Source organism: Fulvimarina uroteuthidis (assembly GCF_034321785.1).
Classification (GTDB): Bacteria; Pseudomonadota; Alphaproteobacteria; order Rhizobiales; family Rhizobiaceae; genus Fulvimarina; species Fulvimarina uroteuthidis.
Window position 1 is genome coordinate 181,616 of the sequence record NZ_JAXLPB010000004.1, and the last position, 13,897, is coordinate 195,512.

The window sequence follows — 13,897 nt, forward strand, 5'->3', positions numbered from 1 at the left end:
GCCCTTCATCGAGCAACATCAGGACGCGCGACCATGCCCGGCGAATCGAACTTGGATGCGGCGGTGATTTCCGGCCTTCTGGAACAGCTGACCCGGAGAATGCATTCGCACGGCTATTCGGCGCGTCTGTTCCCCGCCCAGTGGGTCGCGCTTCGCTATCTCAACGCGGCCCCGTCCGACCTTCGCACGGCGATCGATCTCGCGCGCTATCAGGGCCTTGCGTCCGGCGCCGTCGCGCGGACGGTCCGAGCGCTGATCACCAAGGGTTTCGTCGAGAAGAAGGGTACGATCGGACGGGGACGTGCGGAACGTCTCGAACTTACCGATCGCGGCCGCGCGCTGCTGAAACGCGATCCCTTGCAGATGATCACGCGGGCGGTCGGATCGCTGGAGGAGGAGCGCAGGAGCGAGCTGACAGCAAGCCTCGTCCTTCTCGTGCGCGCGCTTGGCGGCCGGGTGGACGAGACGGAAGCGCCAACCGAAGGTGAGGACCGTCCCGGTGCGCCGGTCGACACGAAACCGGAGGCGGGCCTTCGATGAGGGCGGCAGCGGGCCGAAACGACCCGGGCGGGCGTTAGAGCATGATGCCGAAAAGTTGCATGACTTTTCGGACAACATCATGCGGAAAAACAAATACTGAGAGCGAAATGTCGATTCAGACTTATCGCATTTCGCTCTAGCTCAGAAGAGACGACCGCCCTTCGGCGTTTCGAGATCCGGCCTGATCAGGACGACCTCGCCGTTCGCATCGGGCGCACCGAGCGTCAGCACCTCGGACATGAAGGGGCCGATCTGGCGGGGTGGGAAATTGACGACCGCCATCACCTGCCGGCCGACGAGATCCTCGATCGTGTAGTGCCGCGTGATCTGGGCGGACGATTTCTTGATCCCGATCGGGTCGCCGAAATCGATCTTCAGCTTGAAGGCGGGTTTGCGGGCCTCGGGAAAAGCCTCGGCCTCGATCACGGTTCCGACCCGGATGTCGACTTTCAGAAACGTGTCGAACGAGATCGTCTCGGCCGGCTGATCGTGTGCTCCGTCGGCCATGATCGATCCTCCTTTTCGGAAAACAAGCGCGTTGAAGGCGAAAGGCTCAGTCCCGCGACAAGGCGATCGCGCGGTCGCGCGCGGCGAGAACCGTCTTCTCGATCAGGGGCGGCAGACCGTCCGCTTCATCCATCAGGACCGAGAGGCCGGCTTCCGTCGTCCCCTTCGGAGAGGTGACGTTCTTCCGCAACTTCGCGGGCGTCTCGTCCGAACGGATCATCAGTTCGCCTGCGCCTGCCACCGTATGGCGGGCCAGCCGCATGGCGAGATCGGCGGGCAGACCCGCGGCCTCGCCCGCCTTCGCAAGGCATTCGGCAAGATGAAACACGTAGGCCGGGCCGCTGCCGGAGACGCCCGTCACCGCATCGATCAGCGCTTCCGTCTCCACCCATTCGACCGGCCCCGAAGCCGACAGCAGGTCTTGCGCGATCGCCTGCTGCGCCGACGAGACCTTGTCGTTGGCGAACGCGCCGGTGATGCCGCGCCCGATCAGAGATGGCGTGTTGGGCATGGCACGGACCATCGGCAGGTCGCCGAGGTGATGCGCAAGCGCCGCCAGCGACGTGCCCGCCGCGATCGAAACGATCAGCGCGCCGGTATCGATGGCGTTCCGGATTGGCGGAAGCGCCTCGCCCATCGTCTGCGGCTTCACCGCAAGCAGCACGACGTCGGCAGCGAAATCTCTGGGGACCTCGGCCTCGTAGCGAAAACCGTGCCTGCCGATCAGTGCGGCCAGCGCCTCGCCCTTGTACGGATCGACCACGAGAAGCCCGGCCGGATCGAGGCCGGCGTCGAGCCAGCCTCCCATCAGAGCGCAGCCCATGTTTCCGCCGCCGAGAACGAGGATGCGCGTTGCATCGAGCGTCATGGGGTCACGCCTCACCGACCGTGTCGAACATGGCGGCCGCAAGGGCCTCCTTGGCCGGCTTGTCGGCCCAGATCACGAACTGGAACGCCTGATAGAAGCGCTCGCACTGGTCGATGGCGACGCCGAGCATCGCCTCGGCCTGGGCGCCGGTCGCCTCGACGCCGCCCGCCAGAAGCAGGGAATTGCGATAGATGACCGCGCCTTCCGAATCCCAGAAGCCGAAATGGCCGATCACGATCTTTTCGTTGATCAGGGCGATCAGGTGCCCGATCTCGTTCCGCCGGTGCGGGGGAACCTTCAGATCGAAGGCGCAGCCCAGATGCAGCGCTTCAAGGCTGCCGATCCAGGAGAAGGAGACCGAATAATGGGTCCATGCGCCTTCCAGGCTCATTGCGATTTCGTCTTCGCAGGAGCGTTCGAACGACCAGTCGCGCGCCGCCGCGACCCACTCGATCGTATCCACGGGATGGGCTTGCCTGAAGCCCTCGCCCTCTTCCATCATGTTCATTGAAATGTTCCTCGTGTGCCGCATCTTTGCGCCACCCGAAGCCCGAGCGACGCGAAGGTGACCGCCGCCGCCTACGGCGAATCACTTTCTCAGACCAGCATACAGTCGAGGAGTCCGGGGCTTAAGGCCCGTAATCGTTTTTTCACACTTCGCCCGATCGCATTGATTCAGGCCGAACTCCCCGTGGAGTCCAAATCTGAATCGCGGCAAGGCTTTGCGCCTGTCAAGAATGCCCGGATTTTTCTGTGAACTGCCTGTGGATAACCTTGGGAATCAGGTCGAGGAGCCGTTCAGCTTGGCTTCCAACGCCGCGATGCGCGCCTTCAGAGCCTCGTTTTCCGTGCGGGCCTTGACCGCCATTTCGCGCACGGCCTCGAACTCCTCGCGCTGGACGAGATCCATCTGGCTCATCACCCGCTCTCCCTGGGCACGAAAGAAGGTTTCGGCCTCGCGCCGCGCGCCCTGGGCCGCGCCGGCGGCATCGGTCATCACCCGGGCGAATTCGTCGAGGATACGGTTGGGTCCCTGATTGCGCATGGCACGTTTTCCTTTCCAAGGCTGAGCCGAACGGCCCGTCAGCTTCTGAGGTAGAGACGAGGGACGCAGGCGGCAATGGCGAATGGTCCCGCAGTTGCGCAAAAACCGCCCCCGCCGGGCGCTTTCGCCGCGCATCGCGCCTACACGCGGCCCTCGACGCGCATCGCGCGCCTTGACCCGGCCAAACTGCGCGGCCAAACCATCCGGCACAGCCAAGCCTCGCAAACGCGCCGTCCCCTGCGGTGCGACATCAATGTCAGGATCTGCCGATGATTCCCCTCACCACGCTCGGCGTCGTCGCCTATCCGCAAATCGATCCGGTCTTCCTCGATCTCGGCGTCATCCAGTTGCGCTGGTACGGGCTCGCCTACGTCGTCGGCATTCTGTGCGGCTGGCTCTACGGGCGCAGCATCGTGGCCAATCCGAGACTCTGGCCGGACCGCGTGTCGCCCATCACCAAGACGGAGGTCGACGATTTCATCCTCTACATCACCCTCGGCGTGGTCCTGGGCGGGCGTCTCGGCTCGGTGCTGTTCTACGATTTCGAGCGCTACCTCGCAGATCCCATGGCCGTCTTCAGGGTCTGGGAAGGCGGGATGGCGTTCCATGGCGGCCTCATCGGCGTCGTCGTCGCGGTCCTCGTCTTCTGCCGCGTCTACAGGGTGCCGCTGTGGAGCATGTTCGACGTCGCCGCGGTCTGCGTGCCGTTCGGCCTGTTCTTCGGACGGATCGCCAACTTCATCAACGGCGAACTGTGGGGCGCGCCGACCAGCGTCGCCTGGGCAATGGTGTTTCCGGACGCAGGACCCGAGCCGCGCCATCCGAGCCAGCTCTACGAGGCCGTGCTCGAAGGCCTCGTCCTGTTCCTGATCCTGCGCATCGCCACGCACCGGTTCGGCATGCTGAAGCGCCCGCGTTTCGTCGCCGGGCTGTTTCTCACAGGCTACGCCTCGGCGCGCATCTTCGTGGAATTCTTCCGCATGCCGGACGCCCATCTCGGCTATCTCTACGGCGGATGGCTGACCATGGGCATGACCCTGTCGATCCCCATGCTGCTGATCGGCCTGTGGGCGATGGCCTTCTCGAAATATCACAGCTATGCCGCCGACCCCCGGCTCATCGAAAAGCGCGCGAAGGAACAGGCGGACGCCGGCCGCGCATGACGACGCCGCTTTACGAGAGCATCGCCGAAGACATCGCCGCCTCGGGGCCGATGACCATCGAGCGTTTCTGGCAGATCGCGCTCTTCGACCGCAAGCACGGTTACTATTCGGCGCGCGAGCCGTTCGGGCGCTCCGGCGATTTCACCACCGCGCCGGAAATCAGCCAGATGTTCGGCGAACTGATCGGCGCCTGGATCGCAGGCGCATGGGATCAGCTCCGGCGCCCCTCCCCCTTCCTCCTGACCGAGATCGGTCCGGGCCGCGGCACGCTGATGGCCGATATTGTGAGGACGCTCCGGAGCGCCGCGCCGGCCTGCCTTGCGGCCGCACGCATCCGCCTCGTCGAGACGAGCGAGAGGCTGGCGGCGCTTCAGGCCGTACGCCTCGAGCCCTTCGACCTGCCGATCAGGCGGGTGCGCCGGATCGGCGAGATCGAGGATCTGCCGATGATCCTCGTCGCCAACGAACTGTTCGACGCCGTTCCGATCAGACAGGTGGTCCGGCACGGGGGACGGTGGCACGAGCGGATGGTCGGTCTCGGCGAGGCCGGACGTCTCGCTTTCCTGACCGGCAGACCGGCAGGTCCGCTTCCGGCATGGCTCATCGCAGGCGGCCGGAGCGGGCCGGACGAGGGAACGATCGCCGAATTCTCGCCCGCGCGCGAAGGGCTCGCGGCAGAGATCTCGCAGCGCATCGCCCGCCAGGGCGGCGCCGGTCTCTTCATCGATTACGGCCATGCCCGATCGGCGGTCGGCGACAGCTTCCAGGCGGTGCGCGAGCATGCTTTCGTGCCGGTTCTGGACGATCCCGGTGAAGCCGACCTGACGAGCCACGTGGATTTTTCCGCGATCTCGCAACGCTTCTCGGCTTGCGGAAACACCGTGTCGCCGATCGAGACGCAAGGGGCGTTTCTCCTGCGGATGGGCCTTTTGGAGCGCGCCGGAGCCCTTGGCGCGCGGCTCGACGAGGCAGGTCGGGAAGCGATCCGCAACGACGTTCAACGCCTTGCAGGATCGGGCGAAGGGGACATGGGCGCGCTCTTCAAGGTGGTCGCCGCCGCGCATAGCCCCTTGACGATTCCCCCCTTCGCCGCGCCGGCTGGCGATTGACTTCGCGCCATCCCTCCACCACCCTTCGCGCCGAAATCAAATCACGGCACGGGGCGCGTGACAGTGCTGAACAATCATGACGTGGTGACGAGCAAGGCCTTCGGGGCGGGGCTCGTCCACGGCTTCTTCACCCGCAGGGGCGGCGTCTCCGAAGGGCTCTATGCCTCCCTCAATGCCGGCCTCGGCTCGCACGACGAGCGTTTGGCGGTCGTCGAGAACCGGGCTCGCGCGATGGCGTTCATGGGGATCGAGCCCGAACGGCTGGCAACGCCGTGGCAGACCCATTCGGCCGATGCCGTCACCGTCGATCGCCCGTTCGGCGAGGATCGCCCGAAGGCCGACGCGGTCGTCACCGCGACGCCGGGCCTTGCCGTCGGCGTCGTGACGGCTGATTGCGGACCGATTCTCTTCGCCGACGCCGAAGCAGGCGTCGTCGCAGCCGCCCATGCCGGCTGGAAGGGCGCGACCGGCGGCGTCATCGAGGCGACGGTCGAGGCCATGGAGAGGCTCGGCGCCCGGCCATCGCGGATCACAGCCGTTCTCGGCCCCTCGATCAGCCAGACCCATTACGAGGTCGGCGCCGGGCGGCTCGACGAGGCGGTGGCCGCGGCCGGCGAAGCCGTGGTGAAATTCTTCGCCAAGGGCCGCGCGCCGGACAAGTTCCAGTTCGACCTGCCCGGCCTCATCCTGGGGCGCCTGCGCAAGGCCGGCGTCGAAGCCACCTCGGTCGACATCTGCACCTATGGTGATCCTCGCTTCTTCTCGTTCCGCCGCACCACCCACGAGAGCGAGCCCGATTACGGGCGCCAGCTCTCGGCAATCGCGGTCAAAGGCTGACATCTCATGCTGCATTTCACGCAAGACGAATTCGAAGCACGTCGCGCGCGCCTTCAAGCGCGCATGAAGCAGGAGAAGCTCGACGCGCTCCTGATGTTCTCGCAGGAATCGATGTACTGGCTCACCGGCTACGATACGTTCGGCTTCTGCTTCTTCCAGTGCCTGGCCTTCAAGGCGGACGGCGAGATGCGTCTTCTCACCCGCTCGGCCGACCTGCGGCAGGCGCGGCACACGTCGAACATCGAGACCGTCGTGGTGTGGCGCGACCGGGGCACGGCGGACCCCGGCATCGAACTGCGCGACATGCTGCAGGACATGGACCTTCTGGGCGCCCGGATCGGCGTCGAATGGGCGACCCACGGGTTGACGGCCGCCAACGGCAAGCTCGTGGAGGAACGGCTCGGCTCGTTCGCCGCGCTGAAGGACGCCTCCGGTCTCGTCCCGGCCCTGCGCGCCGTCAAGTCTCCGGCCGAGATCACCTATATTCGCGAGGCCGCGCGCCTTGCCGACGAGGCCTATGAAGAGACGCTGCCGCTCATCAGGCCGGGTGCCGACGAGAGCGAACTCCTGACCGCACTGCAGGGCACGATCCTGAGAAGGGGCGGCGACTATCCGGCCAATCCCTTCATCATCGGCTCGGGCGCGGACGCACTGCTGTGCCGATACAAGTCCGGGCGTGCGAAGCTGAAGGAAACCGACCAGCTGACGCTCGAATGGGCGGGCGTGAAGGCGCAGTATCATTCCGCCCTGATGCGCACCGTCATCCTCGGCGAGCCCGGCGAGCGGCACCTGAAGCTTCATGCGGCGGCGGTCGAGGCGCTGGAGGCCGTGGAAAAGGCGATGCGGCCGGGCCAGACGTTCGGCGACGTCTTCGACGCCCATGCCGCCGTGATGGAGGCGCATGATCTCGCCCGCCACCGGCTGTCGGCCTGCGGCTATTCCCTGGGCGCGCGCTATGCGCCGTCCTGGATGGACGCGCCGATGTTCATATCGGGCAATGCCAGCGAGATCGAACCGGACATGACGCTGTTCGCGCACATGATCATCATGGATTCGGAAACCGGCACCGCCATGACGCTCGGGCGGACCTATCTGACGACCGACGGCGCGCCCGAGCCCTTTTCCAAGCTTCCGCTCGATCTCGAGGTCGTCCGGCCGGCATAGGCCGCCGGCCCGATCGCACGCGTTTACTTTGAATCGAACTTTAGCGGTGGACGGGAGCGTCCATCTTCATCCGGAATCAAGGATTTTGTCTCAGCCTCCGGAAAGTGCGTTCGTTTTCATTCGGACGATTTCCGACGAACGAAGCGAGAGGCTTGAACCAGCTTGACCGGACGGCGACGCTCTTCGCGAAAACTATCCATGCTCGCGGCAGCTCTTGCGCCAGGCATGCTTGCTGCCTGCTCGGGATCCGACGCCTCGATGGGGTTCGACATGGCGGGCCCCATCCCGCCCGCCTCCATCGGCGGCGGCGGCGGCACCTACGGTTCGCCGTCGATCGGCGAGCCCCTGCCCGACAATGCGCTGGCCGGCGGCTATGGCGGCCTGACGGCGCCGACGCCGCCCTACCCGGTCTCGAAGCTGCCGGACGGCTACGAGCCGCCCGAACAGACCTATGCGGCTGCGAGCGAGCCCTACCTTGAAAGCGCGTCCGCGGCGCCCGCCTCCGCGGGCACCATCCAGTCCGGCCCGCTGCTTGCGCAGCCGAGCGCGCCTGCGATGGCGCAGCCATCGAACGATGTCTCCGCCAAGCCCATGCCGGACCCGGTCACGGACGATGATGAGCGCGGCGGCGGCGCGCTCGAGGCACCGGGCGACAGCCGGATCGAGGCCCTCGAACCCGAACCGTCGCTGGCCGCGCCGGCTGCCCCGGCTCAGCAAGCCCCGACCCGGACGGCAGCCCTTTCGCAGTCCGCCTCGGAAATCCAGTTCCTGCCGCTCGTCGGCGCTCCGGCCGAACAGGCCACCGTTCTGGCGGAGGCGCTCTCGGAAGCGGCCGCCCAGTCACAGGTCACGATCCGTTCGGCAGCGGACGGACGGGCGGCAGCGCGTCTCAAGGGCTATTTCAGCGCCTTCGACGACGGCGATCAGTCGGTGCTGGTCTATGTGTGGGACGTGCTCGATCCGAACGACGAGCGCATCCACCGCATCCAGGGCCAGGAGCGGTTCGCCAAGTCCCCGGCGGGTCCGTGGGCCGGCGTCGATCGCGCCGTGCTCGAAAGGGTCGCGAGAACGACGCTGGACGAGGCCCGCAACCTTCCGCCGGCGTCCGGTTGATCATCGCGTTCATCACGTCGAAACGCACATCCGGTGCTGGCCCTCGAAGCGGGTTGCAGTTTCGCTTGAGACTGGTAAATCGCGTTTATCGACAGACGCGTTCGCAGGCCGCGAGACTTTTGCGCCTACAATGACGGATGCATCCAATCAGCCGGAACACGGACGAACGCGATGAAAATCTTCAGCGGCAATTCCAATCGCTCGCTTGCGGGCGCGATGGCGAAATATCTGGAACTCCCGGTGGGCGAAGCCATGGTGCGCCGTTTCGCCGACCAGGAAATCTTCGTCGAGATCCAGGAGAACGTGCGCGGCGCGGACGTCTTCATCGTCCAGTCGACGGCCTATCCGGCCAATGATCACCTGATGGAACTCCTGATCATGACGGACGCCCTGCGCCGGGCCTCGGCCCGCCGCATCACCGCCGTCATCCCCTATTTCGGCTATGCGCGCCAGGACCGGAAGGCGGGCGGCAGAACGCCGATCTCGGCCAAGCTCGTCGCCAATCTGATCACCCATTCCGGCGCCGACCGGGTGATGACCCTCGATCTCCACGCCGGCCAGATCCAGGGCTTCTTCGACATTCCGACGGACAATCTCTTTGCGATCCCGCTGTTTGCGCGCGACATCAAGGAACATCACGATCTGGCGAACCTCACCGTCGTCTCGCCGGACGTCGGCGGCGTGGTGCGGGCACGGGCGCTGGCCAAGCGTCTCGACGCGACGCTCGCCATCGTCGACAAGCGGCGCGAACGGCCGGGCGAATCGGAAGTGATGAACATCATCGGCGACGTCGCCGGCCGCAACTGCATTCTCATCGACGACATCATCGATTCGGGCGGCACGCTCTGCAACGCGGCCGCCGCGCTCGTCGACGCGGGCGCGAACAGCGCCTCGGCCTACATCACCCATGGCGTCCTGTCGGGGGGAGCTGCCGCACGCATCGCGGCTTCGAGCCTGCAGGAACTGGTGATCACCGATTCGATCGAGCCCACCAAAGCGGTTCGCCAGACCGAAAACATCCGCATCGTGACGACCGCGAACCTGCTCGGCGAGGCGATCGCCCGCACCGCTTCGGAAGAATCGGTCTCGAGCCTGTTCGACTGATCGTCCGCGGTCAGGCGTTCCGCCGCCCACCCGACCCTTCGACGGCGGAGGCGGGGTGGCATGGTCCGCTCGATTGCCTATGCTCCCCACGCAAACGGCAGGAGGCTGAAGCAAGATGAGCGAAAGCAGGGCGGTAGGGTTCACGAGCAGAGACGGGCACGCCTTGTCGGGGCGTCTCGAGGTTCCGTCCGGCACACCGGTCGCCTTCGCCGTGTTCTGCGCCTGCTTCACCTGCGGCAAGGATTTCCTGGCCAGCGTGAAGATCTGCCGGGCGCTCGCCGCGGCCGGCATCGCCACCTTGCGATTCGATTTTTCGGGGCTCGGCCAGAGCGAGGGCGATTTCGAGCACTCGAACTTTTCGACCGACGTCGCCGATACGATCGCGGCCGCAGGCTTTCTGCGTGATCATTACGAAGCGCCGAAGCTTCTCGTCGGCCACAGCCTCGGGGGCGCCGTCGCGATCGCCGCGGCCAACCAGATTCCCGAATGCGTCGCGCTCGCGACCATCGCGGCGCCCTACGATGCCGCCCACGTCACCGAGAACTTCAGGAATGCGCTCGCTGCGATCAAGCGCGACGGCAGCGCCGAGGTCGAACTGGGCGGACGCACGTTCATGATCGCGAGCAAGTTCGTCGAGGATCTGACGGACCAGCCGCAAGCCGACCGGATCGCCGATCTCGACGCCGCGCTCCTCGTCATGCATTCGCCGACCGACGAGATCGTCGGCATCGAGAATGCCCGGCTGATCCATGACGGCGCCCGGCATTCCAAGAGCTACGTCTCGCTCGAAGGCGCCACCCACCATCTCACCGAAGGCGACGATGCCGACTATGCGGCACGGATGATCGCGGTCTGGGTCAGCCGCTACATAAGGCAGCCCGCCGAGGCGGCGTCGCTCACATTGCCGTCACCGGGACCGTGACGGCATGACGCAAGGTCGGGCTTGAGGTAACGTCGCGGGCGGGAAGGTCCGACGGTGACGGTTCGCCATGCCTGGATTACGCTTCGAAACGCGGCGGCTCTCCGTGAATCATCTGGCGATCGGTCTCGCCGGCTTCATTCTCGCGCTCGTCGCGATCGGCTGGGCGACGCGCACCCCGCCGGGCCAGACGCCGACCCTCACCATTGCCGGTTCGGGATTCCTGTTCAACTACCGGATCGGCGAGGTGAGCTACGGCTTCACCGCGATCGTCAACAAGCCGGTGCGGCGCTATTCGAAGATCGAGGCGGTGTTCGAGGATCCGCAGGGCGGTCCGCCGATGACCGTCGTCGAGACCCTGACGGCGCGCTCGACCCGCTACTCGGTCCGCTCGCCCCCGGTCCGCGGCGTCGAGAAGGGCAAGCCCTACCAAGTCGCGGTCAGGCTGATACAGAACATCGACGGCGCCATCCTCTTCGACGATCGCTTCACCGTCACCTCGCAAATGTCGGACGATGTCGTCCCGGACGCGCCCCTGACAGTGGGTCCGGGCTATGCCCGCAACCCGGCATCGTCCGGGGCGGGACCTGCGCCCGGCCCCGTTCCCGACTGAACGGCACGCCCGGCGACCGCGCGACGCGCCCACATCCGATCTTGGCGGTTTCGCTCGGCGTTCCCTTTGCCCTATAAGCCGGACGACTTTACCCGCGAACGTGGCTCGACCTTCATGCAATTTACCGTACCGACCGAACTGCCCGGCCTGCTTCCCTTCGGAGCGGCGTGCGTCACCGTGTTTCTCGGGCTGATCGCGCTCTTTGCGCCGGGCCTTCTCCTGCGCGCCTTGAAGCTGCAACCTCACGACACGAGACCGTCGGCCATCGGCGAGCCGCGCTCGATGATGGCCGGTTTCTGGCTCGGCGTCGGAATCGTCGCCTTGTTCTTCTTCGATCAGATGTTCATCCAGCTCTGCCTCGGAGCCGGGTGGCTGATGAGCGGATTCGGTCGGTTCGTCTCGATCCTGTCCGACGACGGCGCATCGCTTCTGAACTGGGTCATTCTCCTGGTGATGCTGGCCCTCGCCGGTGCGGCGCTCGCGCCCGCACTCGGCTTCATCTCGTGAAACCGGCGCGCGCCGGCGCCGATGCCGTCACGACGGCGGCGATCATCGAGCAATCCGCAAGTCGCTTGATCAATATGGCGTACAATCGGCGACGAAACCGCACCGATGTCGGTTGTGGCGCAAAAAGGCCTATGCTAGACGGTCCGCTGTCTTCATGAAGGCGGTGCGAGCATTCCTGCTCGCGCGGCAGCCTTCTTGATCTTTTCGGTGACCGGCGCACGTTTCGGCGTATATCGGCATCGAAAAACGAAACAACCAACGCGAAAGAGAAACGGTCGTCCGTGGCAAATTCATCCTCTCCCGTTTCGGAAGTTGCTGACCGCTACGCCCAATCCTTCTTCGATCTTTCCCGCGATGACGGCTCCATCGAGACCGTCGAATCCGAACTCGACGGATTTCGTGGCCTGATCGAGGAAAACGCGGATGTTAGGCGTCTTGTGGAAAGTCCGGCATTCACTGCCGACGAGCAGGCCAAGGGCATCGCGGCGATCGTCAAGAGCGCCCGGCCCAGCCAGCTGACCGGAAACTTCCTGAAGGTCGTCGCGCAGAACCGTCGCCTTTTCGTGTTGCCCGGCATGATTCGCCGGTTCAAGCAGCTCGCAGCCGCCCATCGCGGCGAAATCGAAGCTGACGTCACCACCGCCGCTGCCCTGAGCGACGACGAACGCAACGAACTCAAGGACGTTCTCGGCACCTATACCGGGAAGACCGTCACCCTTCGCGAGCGGGTCGATCCTTCGATACTCGGCGGCCTGATCGTTCAGATCGGATCGCGCATGGTCGATACCTCGATCCGCACAAAACTCAATTCGCTCAAGCTTGCACTTAAAGAGGTCGGCTGATGGACATCCGCCCAGCGGAAATTTCCGATATCCTGAAAAACCAGATCAAGAACTTCGGCGCTGAAGCCGAAGTCTCCGAGGTTGGCCAGGTTCTTTCGATCGGCGATGGTATCGCCCGCGTTTACGGCCTCGACAAATGTCAGGCCGGCGAGATGGTCGAGTTCGCCGACGGCATTCAGGGCATGGTCCTGAACCTTGAGTCCGACAATGTCGGCGTCGTCGTCTTCGGTTCCGATCGTGGAATCAAGGAAGGCGACACGGTCAAGCGCACCGGTAACATCGTGGAAGTGCCGGTCGGCAGGGGTCTTCTCGGCCGCGTCGTCGACGGTCTCGGCAACCCGATCGACGGCAAGGGTCCGATCGAGGGCGCCGAGAACCGGCGCGTCGACGTGAAGGCGCCCGGCATCATTCCGCGCAAGTCGGTGCACGAGCCGATGTCGACCGGCCTCAAGGCGATCGACGCCCTGATCCCGATCGGCCGCGGCCAGCGCGAGCTCGTCATCGGCGATCGCCAGACCGGCAAGTCGGCCATTCTTCTGGACACGATCCTCAACCAGAAGCCGGCCCATGACGAGGGCCGCGACAATGACAAGCTGTACTGCATCTATGTCGCGGTCGGCCAGAAGCGTTCCACGGTCGCCCAGTTCGTGCGCACGCTCGAAGAGCGCGGCGCGATGGCGTACTCGATCGTCGTCGCGGCGACCGCCTCGGACCCCGCGCCGATGCAGTATATCGCTCCCTTCGTCGGATGCACGATCGGCGAATATTTCCGCGACAACGGCATGCATGCCGTGATCGCCTATGACGATCTGTCGAAGCAGGCCGTCGCCTATCGCCAGATCTCGCTGCTCCTGCGTCGTCCTCCGGGCCGCGAAGCCTATCCCGGCGACGTGTTCTATCTTCACTCCCGTCTGCTCGAGCGTGCCGCGAAGCTGAACGACGATCATGGCGCGGGCTCGCTGACGGCACTGCCGGTCATCGAGACCCAGGCGGGCGACGTCTCGGCCTACATCCCGACCAACGTGATCTCGATCACCGACGGACAGATCTTCCTCGAGACCGATCTGTTCTACCAGGGCATTCGTCCTGCGGTGAACGTCGGCCTCTCGGTGAGCCGCGTCGGCTCCTCGGCTCAGATCAAGGCGATGAAGCAGGTCGCAGGCTCGATCAAGGGCGAACTCGCCCAGTATCGCGAGATGGCCGCCTTCGCGCAGTTCGGTTCCGATCTCGACGCGTCGACACAGCGCCTGCTGCGGCGCGGTGCGCGTCTCACGGAACTCTTGAAGCAGCCCCAGTTCGCGCCGTTGAAGACCGAAGAGCAGGTGGTCGTGATCTATGCCGGCACGAACGGCTATCTCGACGATCTGGAAGTCGAACAGGTGGGAACCTTCGAACAGGGCCTGCTGAACGCGATGCGGACGGACCACAAGGACGTTCTCGATGCGATCGCAGACAAGAAGCAGCTGACCGACGAGATCCGGAGCAATCTGAAATCGGCGGTCGACAAGTTCAAGAAGAACTTCGCTTAACCGAGAAGCGAAAGCTTTCGAACTCAAACGGAACTGC

Annotated in this window: 16 protein-coding genes; 12 read left to right on the top strand and 4 right to left on the bottom strand. The window is 65.2% G+C overall.

The window, feature by feature from the left end; translation table 11 throughout:
• Window positions 1–33 precede the first annotated feature (33 nt).
• The gene (locus tag U0C82_RS13080) at window positions 34–540 is read left to right on the top strand and encodes a MarR family winged helix-turn-helix transcriptional regulator (RefSeq protein WP_322187609.1); all 507 of its coding nucleotides are present in this window, start codon (window positions 34–36) and stop codon (window positions 538–540) included.
• A gap of 141 nt (window positions 541–681) precedes the next feature.
• Here the strand turns inward: U0C82_RS13080 and U0C82_RS13085 are convergent, their stop codons facing one another.
• From U0C82_RS13085 to U0C82_RS13100, 4 genes are all read right to left on the bottom strand, one after another.
• Window positions 682–1,047, bottom strand: coding sequence for a tRNA-binding protein (locus U0C82_RS13085; RefSeq protein WP_322187610.1), 366 nt, complete (start codon window positions 1,045–1,047; stop codon window positions 682–684).
• A 46-nt stretch (window positions 1,048–1,093) separates the two neighbouring features.
• Window positions 1,094–1,915 carry a pyrroline-5-carboxylate reductase gene (gene proC, locus U0C82_RS13090; RefSeq protein ID WP_322187611.1) on the bottom strand — a complete coding sequence of 274 codons (822 nt, stop codon included), beginning with the start codon at window positions 1,913–1,915 and terminating at the stop codon, window positions 1,094–1,096.
• Window positions 1,916–1,919: 4 nt separating this feature from the next.
• The gene (locus tag U0C82_RS13095; RefSeq protein ID WP_322187612.1) at window positions 1,920–2,423 is read right to left on the bottom strand and encodes a type III secretion system chaperone family protein; all 504 of its coding nucleotides are present in this window, start codon (window positions 2,421–2,423) and stop codon (window positions 1,920–1,922) included.
• A gap of 273 nt (window positions 2,424–2,696) precedes the next feature.
• On the bottom strand, window positions 2,697–2,960 hold the full coding sequence (locus tag U0C82_RS13100) for an accessory factor UbiK family protein (RefSeq protein WP_322187613.1): 264 nt from the start codon (window positions 2,958–2,960) through the stop codon (window positions 2,697–2,699).
• Window positions 2,961–3,229: 269 nt separating this feature from the next.
• On the opposite strand from U0C82_RS13100, the gene lgt reads away from it, so the two are divergent.
• The 11 genes from lgt to atpA all read left to right on the top strand — a co-directional run bounded on the left by lgt (window position 3,230) and on the right by atpA (window position 13,860).
• A complete protein-coding gene (gene lgt, locus U0C82_RS13105) occupies window positions 3,230–4,123 on the top strand; it encodes a prolipoprotein diacylglyceryl transferase (protein WP_322187614.1) in 894 nt (297 codons plus the stop codon).
• Entirely contained in the window at window positions 4,120–5,232 is a 1,113-nt protein-coding gene (locus U0C82_RS13110; protein WP_322187615.1) for a class I SAM-dependent methyltransferase, read from the top strand. The genes lgt and U0C82_RS13110 overlap by 4 nt, the downstream gene beginning before the upstream one ends.
• 63 nt (window positions 5,233–5,295) lie before the next feature.
• Window positions 5,296–6,069: a peptidoglycan editing factor PgeF gene (gene pgeF, locus U0C82_RS13115; protein WP_322187616.1), complete on the top strand. Its 774-nt coding sequence runs from the start codon at window positions 5,296–5,298 to the stop codon at window positions 6,067–6,069.
• A gap of 6 nt (window positions 6,070–6,075) precedes the next feature.
• Window positions 6,076–7,233, top strand: a complete 1,158-nt coding sequence (locus tag U0C82_RS13120) for a M24 family metallopeptidase (protein WP_322187617.1) — start codon at window positions 6,076–6,078, stop codon at window positions 7,231–7,233.
• Window positions 7,234–7,503: 270 nt separating this feature from the next.
• Window positions 7,504–8,346, top strand: coding sequence for a hypothetical protein (locus U0C82_RS13125; protein ID WP_322187618.1), 843 nt, complete (start codon window positions 7,504–7,506; stop codon window positions 8,344–8,346).
• 171 nt (window positions 8,347–8,517) lie between these two features.
• A complete protein-coding gene (locus tag U0C82_RS13130; protein ID WP_322187619.1) occupies window positions 8,518–9,450 on the top strand; it encodes a ribose-phosphate pyrophosphokinase in 933 nt (310 codons plus the stop codon).
• A 115-nt stretch (window positions 9,451–9,565) separates the two neighbouring features.
• Entirely contained in the window at window positions 9,566–10,372 is an 807-nt protein-coding gene (locus U0C82_RS13135; RefSeq protein ID WP_322187620.1) for an alpha/beta hydrolase family protein, read from the top strand.
• 67 nt (window positions 10,373–10,439) lie between these two features.
• On the top strand, window positions 10,440–10,982 hold the full coding sequence (locus U0C82_RS13140; protein ID WP_322187621.1) for a hypothetical protein: 543 nt from the start codon (window positions 10,440–10,442) through the stop codon (window positions 10,980–10,982).
• A 114-nt stretch (window positions 10,983–11,096) separates the two neighbouring features.
• On the top strand, window positions 11,097–11,489 hold the full coding sequence (locus tag U0C82_RS13145) for an AGROH133_08824 family phage infection protein (RefSeq protein WP_322187622.1): 393 nt from the start codon (window positions 11,097–11,099) through the stop codon (window positions 11,487–11,489).
• A 281-nt stretch (window positions 11,490–11,770) separates the two neighbouring features.
• A complete protein-coding gene (locus U0C82_RS13150; protein WP_322187623.1) occupies window positions 11,771–12,331 on the top strand; it encodes a F0F1 ATP synthase subunit delta in 561 nt (186 codons plus the stop codon).
• Window positions 12,331–13,860, top strand: coding sequence for a F0F1 ATP synthase subunit alpha (gene atpA / locus U0C82_RS13155; RefSeq protein ID WP_322187624.1), 1,530 nt, complete (start codon window positions 12,331–12,333; stop codon window positions 13,858–13,860). The genes U0C82_RS13150 and atpA overlap by 1 nt, the downstream gene beginning before the upstream one ends.
• Window positions 13,861–13,897: the final 37 nt, after the last annotated feature.

What these genes read in the sequence shown, in the direction of transcription:
- U0C82_RS13080 (WP_322187609.1), top strand. Translation starts at nt 34, where the DNA reads ATGCCCGGCGAATCGAACTTGGATGCGGCGGTGATTTCCGGCCTTCTG.
- U0C82_RS13085 (WP_322187610.1), bottom strand. Translation starts at nt 1,047, where the DNA reads ATGGCCGACGGAGCACACGATCAGCCGGCCGAGACGATCTCGTTCGAC.
- proC (WP_322187611.1), bottom strand. Translation starts at nt 1,915, where the DNA reads ATGACGCTCGATGCAACGCGCATCCTCGTTCTCGGCGGCGGAAACATG.
- U0C82_RS13095 (WP_322187612.1), bottom strand. Translation starts at nt 2,423, where the DNA reads ATGAACATGATGGAAGAGGGCGAGGGCTTCAGGCAAGCCCATCCCGTG.
- U0C82_RS13100 (WP_322187613.1), bottom strand. Translation starts at nt 2,960, where the DNA reads ATGCGCAATCAGGGACCCAACCGTATCCTCGACGAATTCGCCCGGGTG.
- lgt (WP_322187614.1), top strand. Translation starts at nt 3,230, where the DNA reads ATGATTCCCCTCACCACGCTCGGCGTCGTCGCCTATCCGCAAATCGAT.
- U0C82_RS13110 (WP_322187615.1), top strand. Translation starts at nt 4,120, where the DNA reads ATGACGACGCCGCTTTACGAGAGCATCGCCGAAGACATCGCCGCCTCG.
- U0C82_RS13120 (WP_322187617.1), top strand. Translation starts at nt 6,076, where the DNA reads ATGCTGCATTTCACGCAAGACGAATTCGAAGCACGTCGCGCGCGCCTT.
- U0C82_RS13125 (WP_322187618.1), top strand. Translation starts at nt 7,504, where the DNA reads ATGGCGGGCCCCATCCCGCCCGCCTCCATCGGCGGCGGCGGCGGCACC.
- U0C82_RS13130 (WP_322187619.1), top strand. Translation starts at nt 8,518, where the DNA reads ATGAAAATCTTCAGCGGCAATTCCAATCGCTCGCTTGCGGGCGCGATG.
- U0C82_RS13135 (WP_322187620.1), top strand. Translation starts at nt 9,566, where the DNA reads ATGAGCGAAAGCAGGGCGGTAGGGTTCACGAGCAGAGACGGGCACGCC.
- U0C82_RS13140 (WP_322187621.1), top strand. Translation starts at nt 10,440, where the DNA reads ATGCCTGGATTACGCTTCGAAACGCGGCGGCTCTCCGTGAATCATCTG.
- U0C82_RS13145 (WP_322187622.1), top strand. Translation starts at nt 11,097, where the DNA reads ATGCAATTTACCGTACCGACCGAACTGCCCGGCCTGCTTCCCTTCGGA.
- atpA (WP_322187624.1), top strand. Translation starts at nt 12,331, where the DNA reads ATGGACATCCGCCCAGCGGAAATTTCCGATATCCTGAAAAACCAGATC.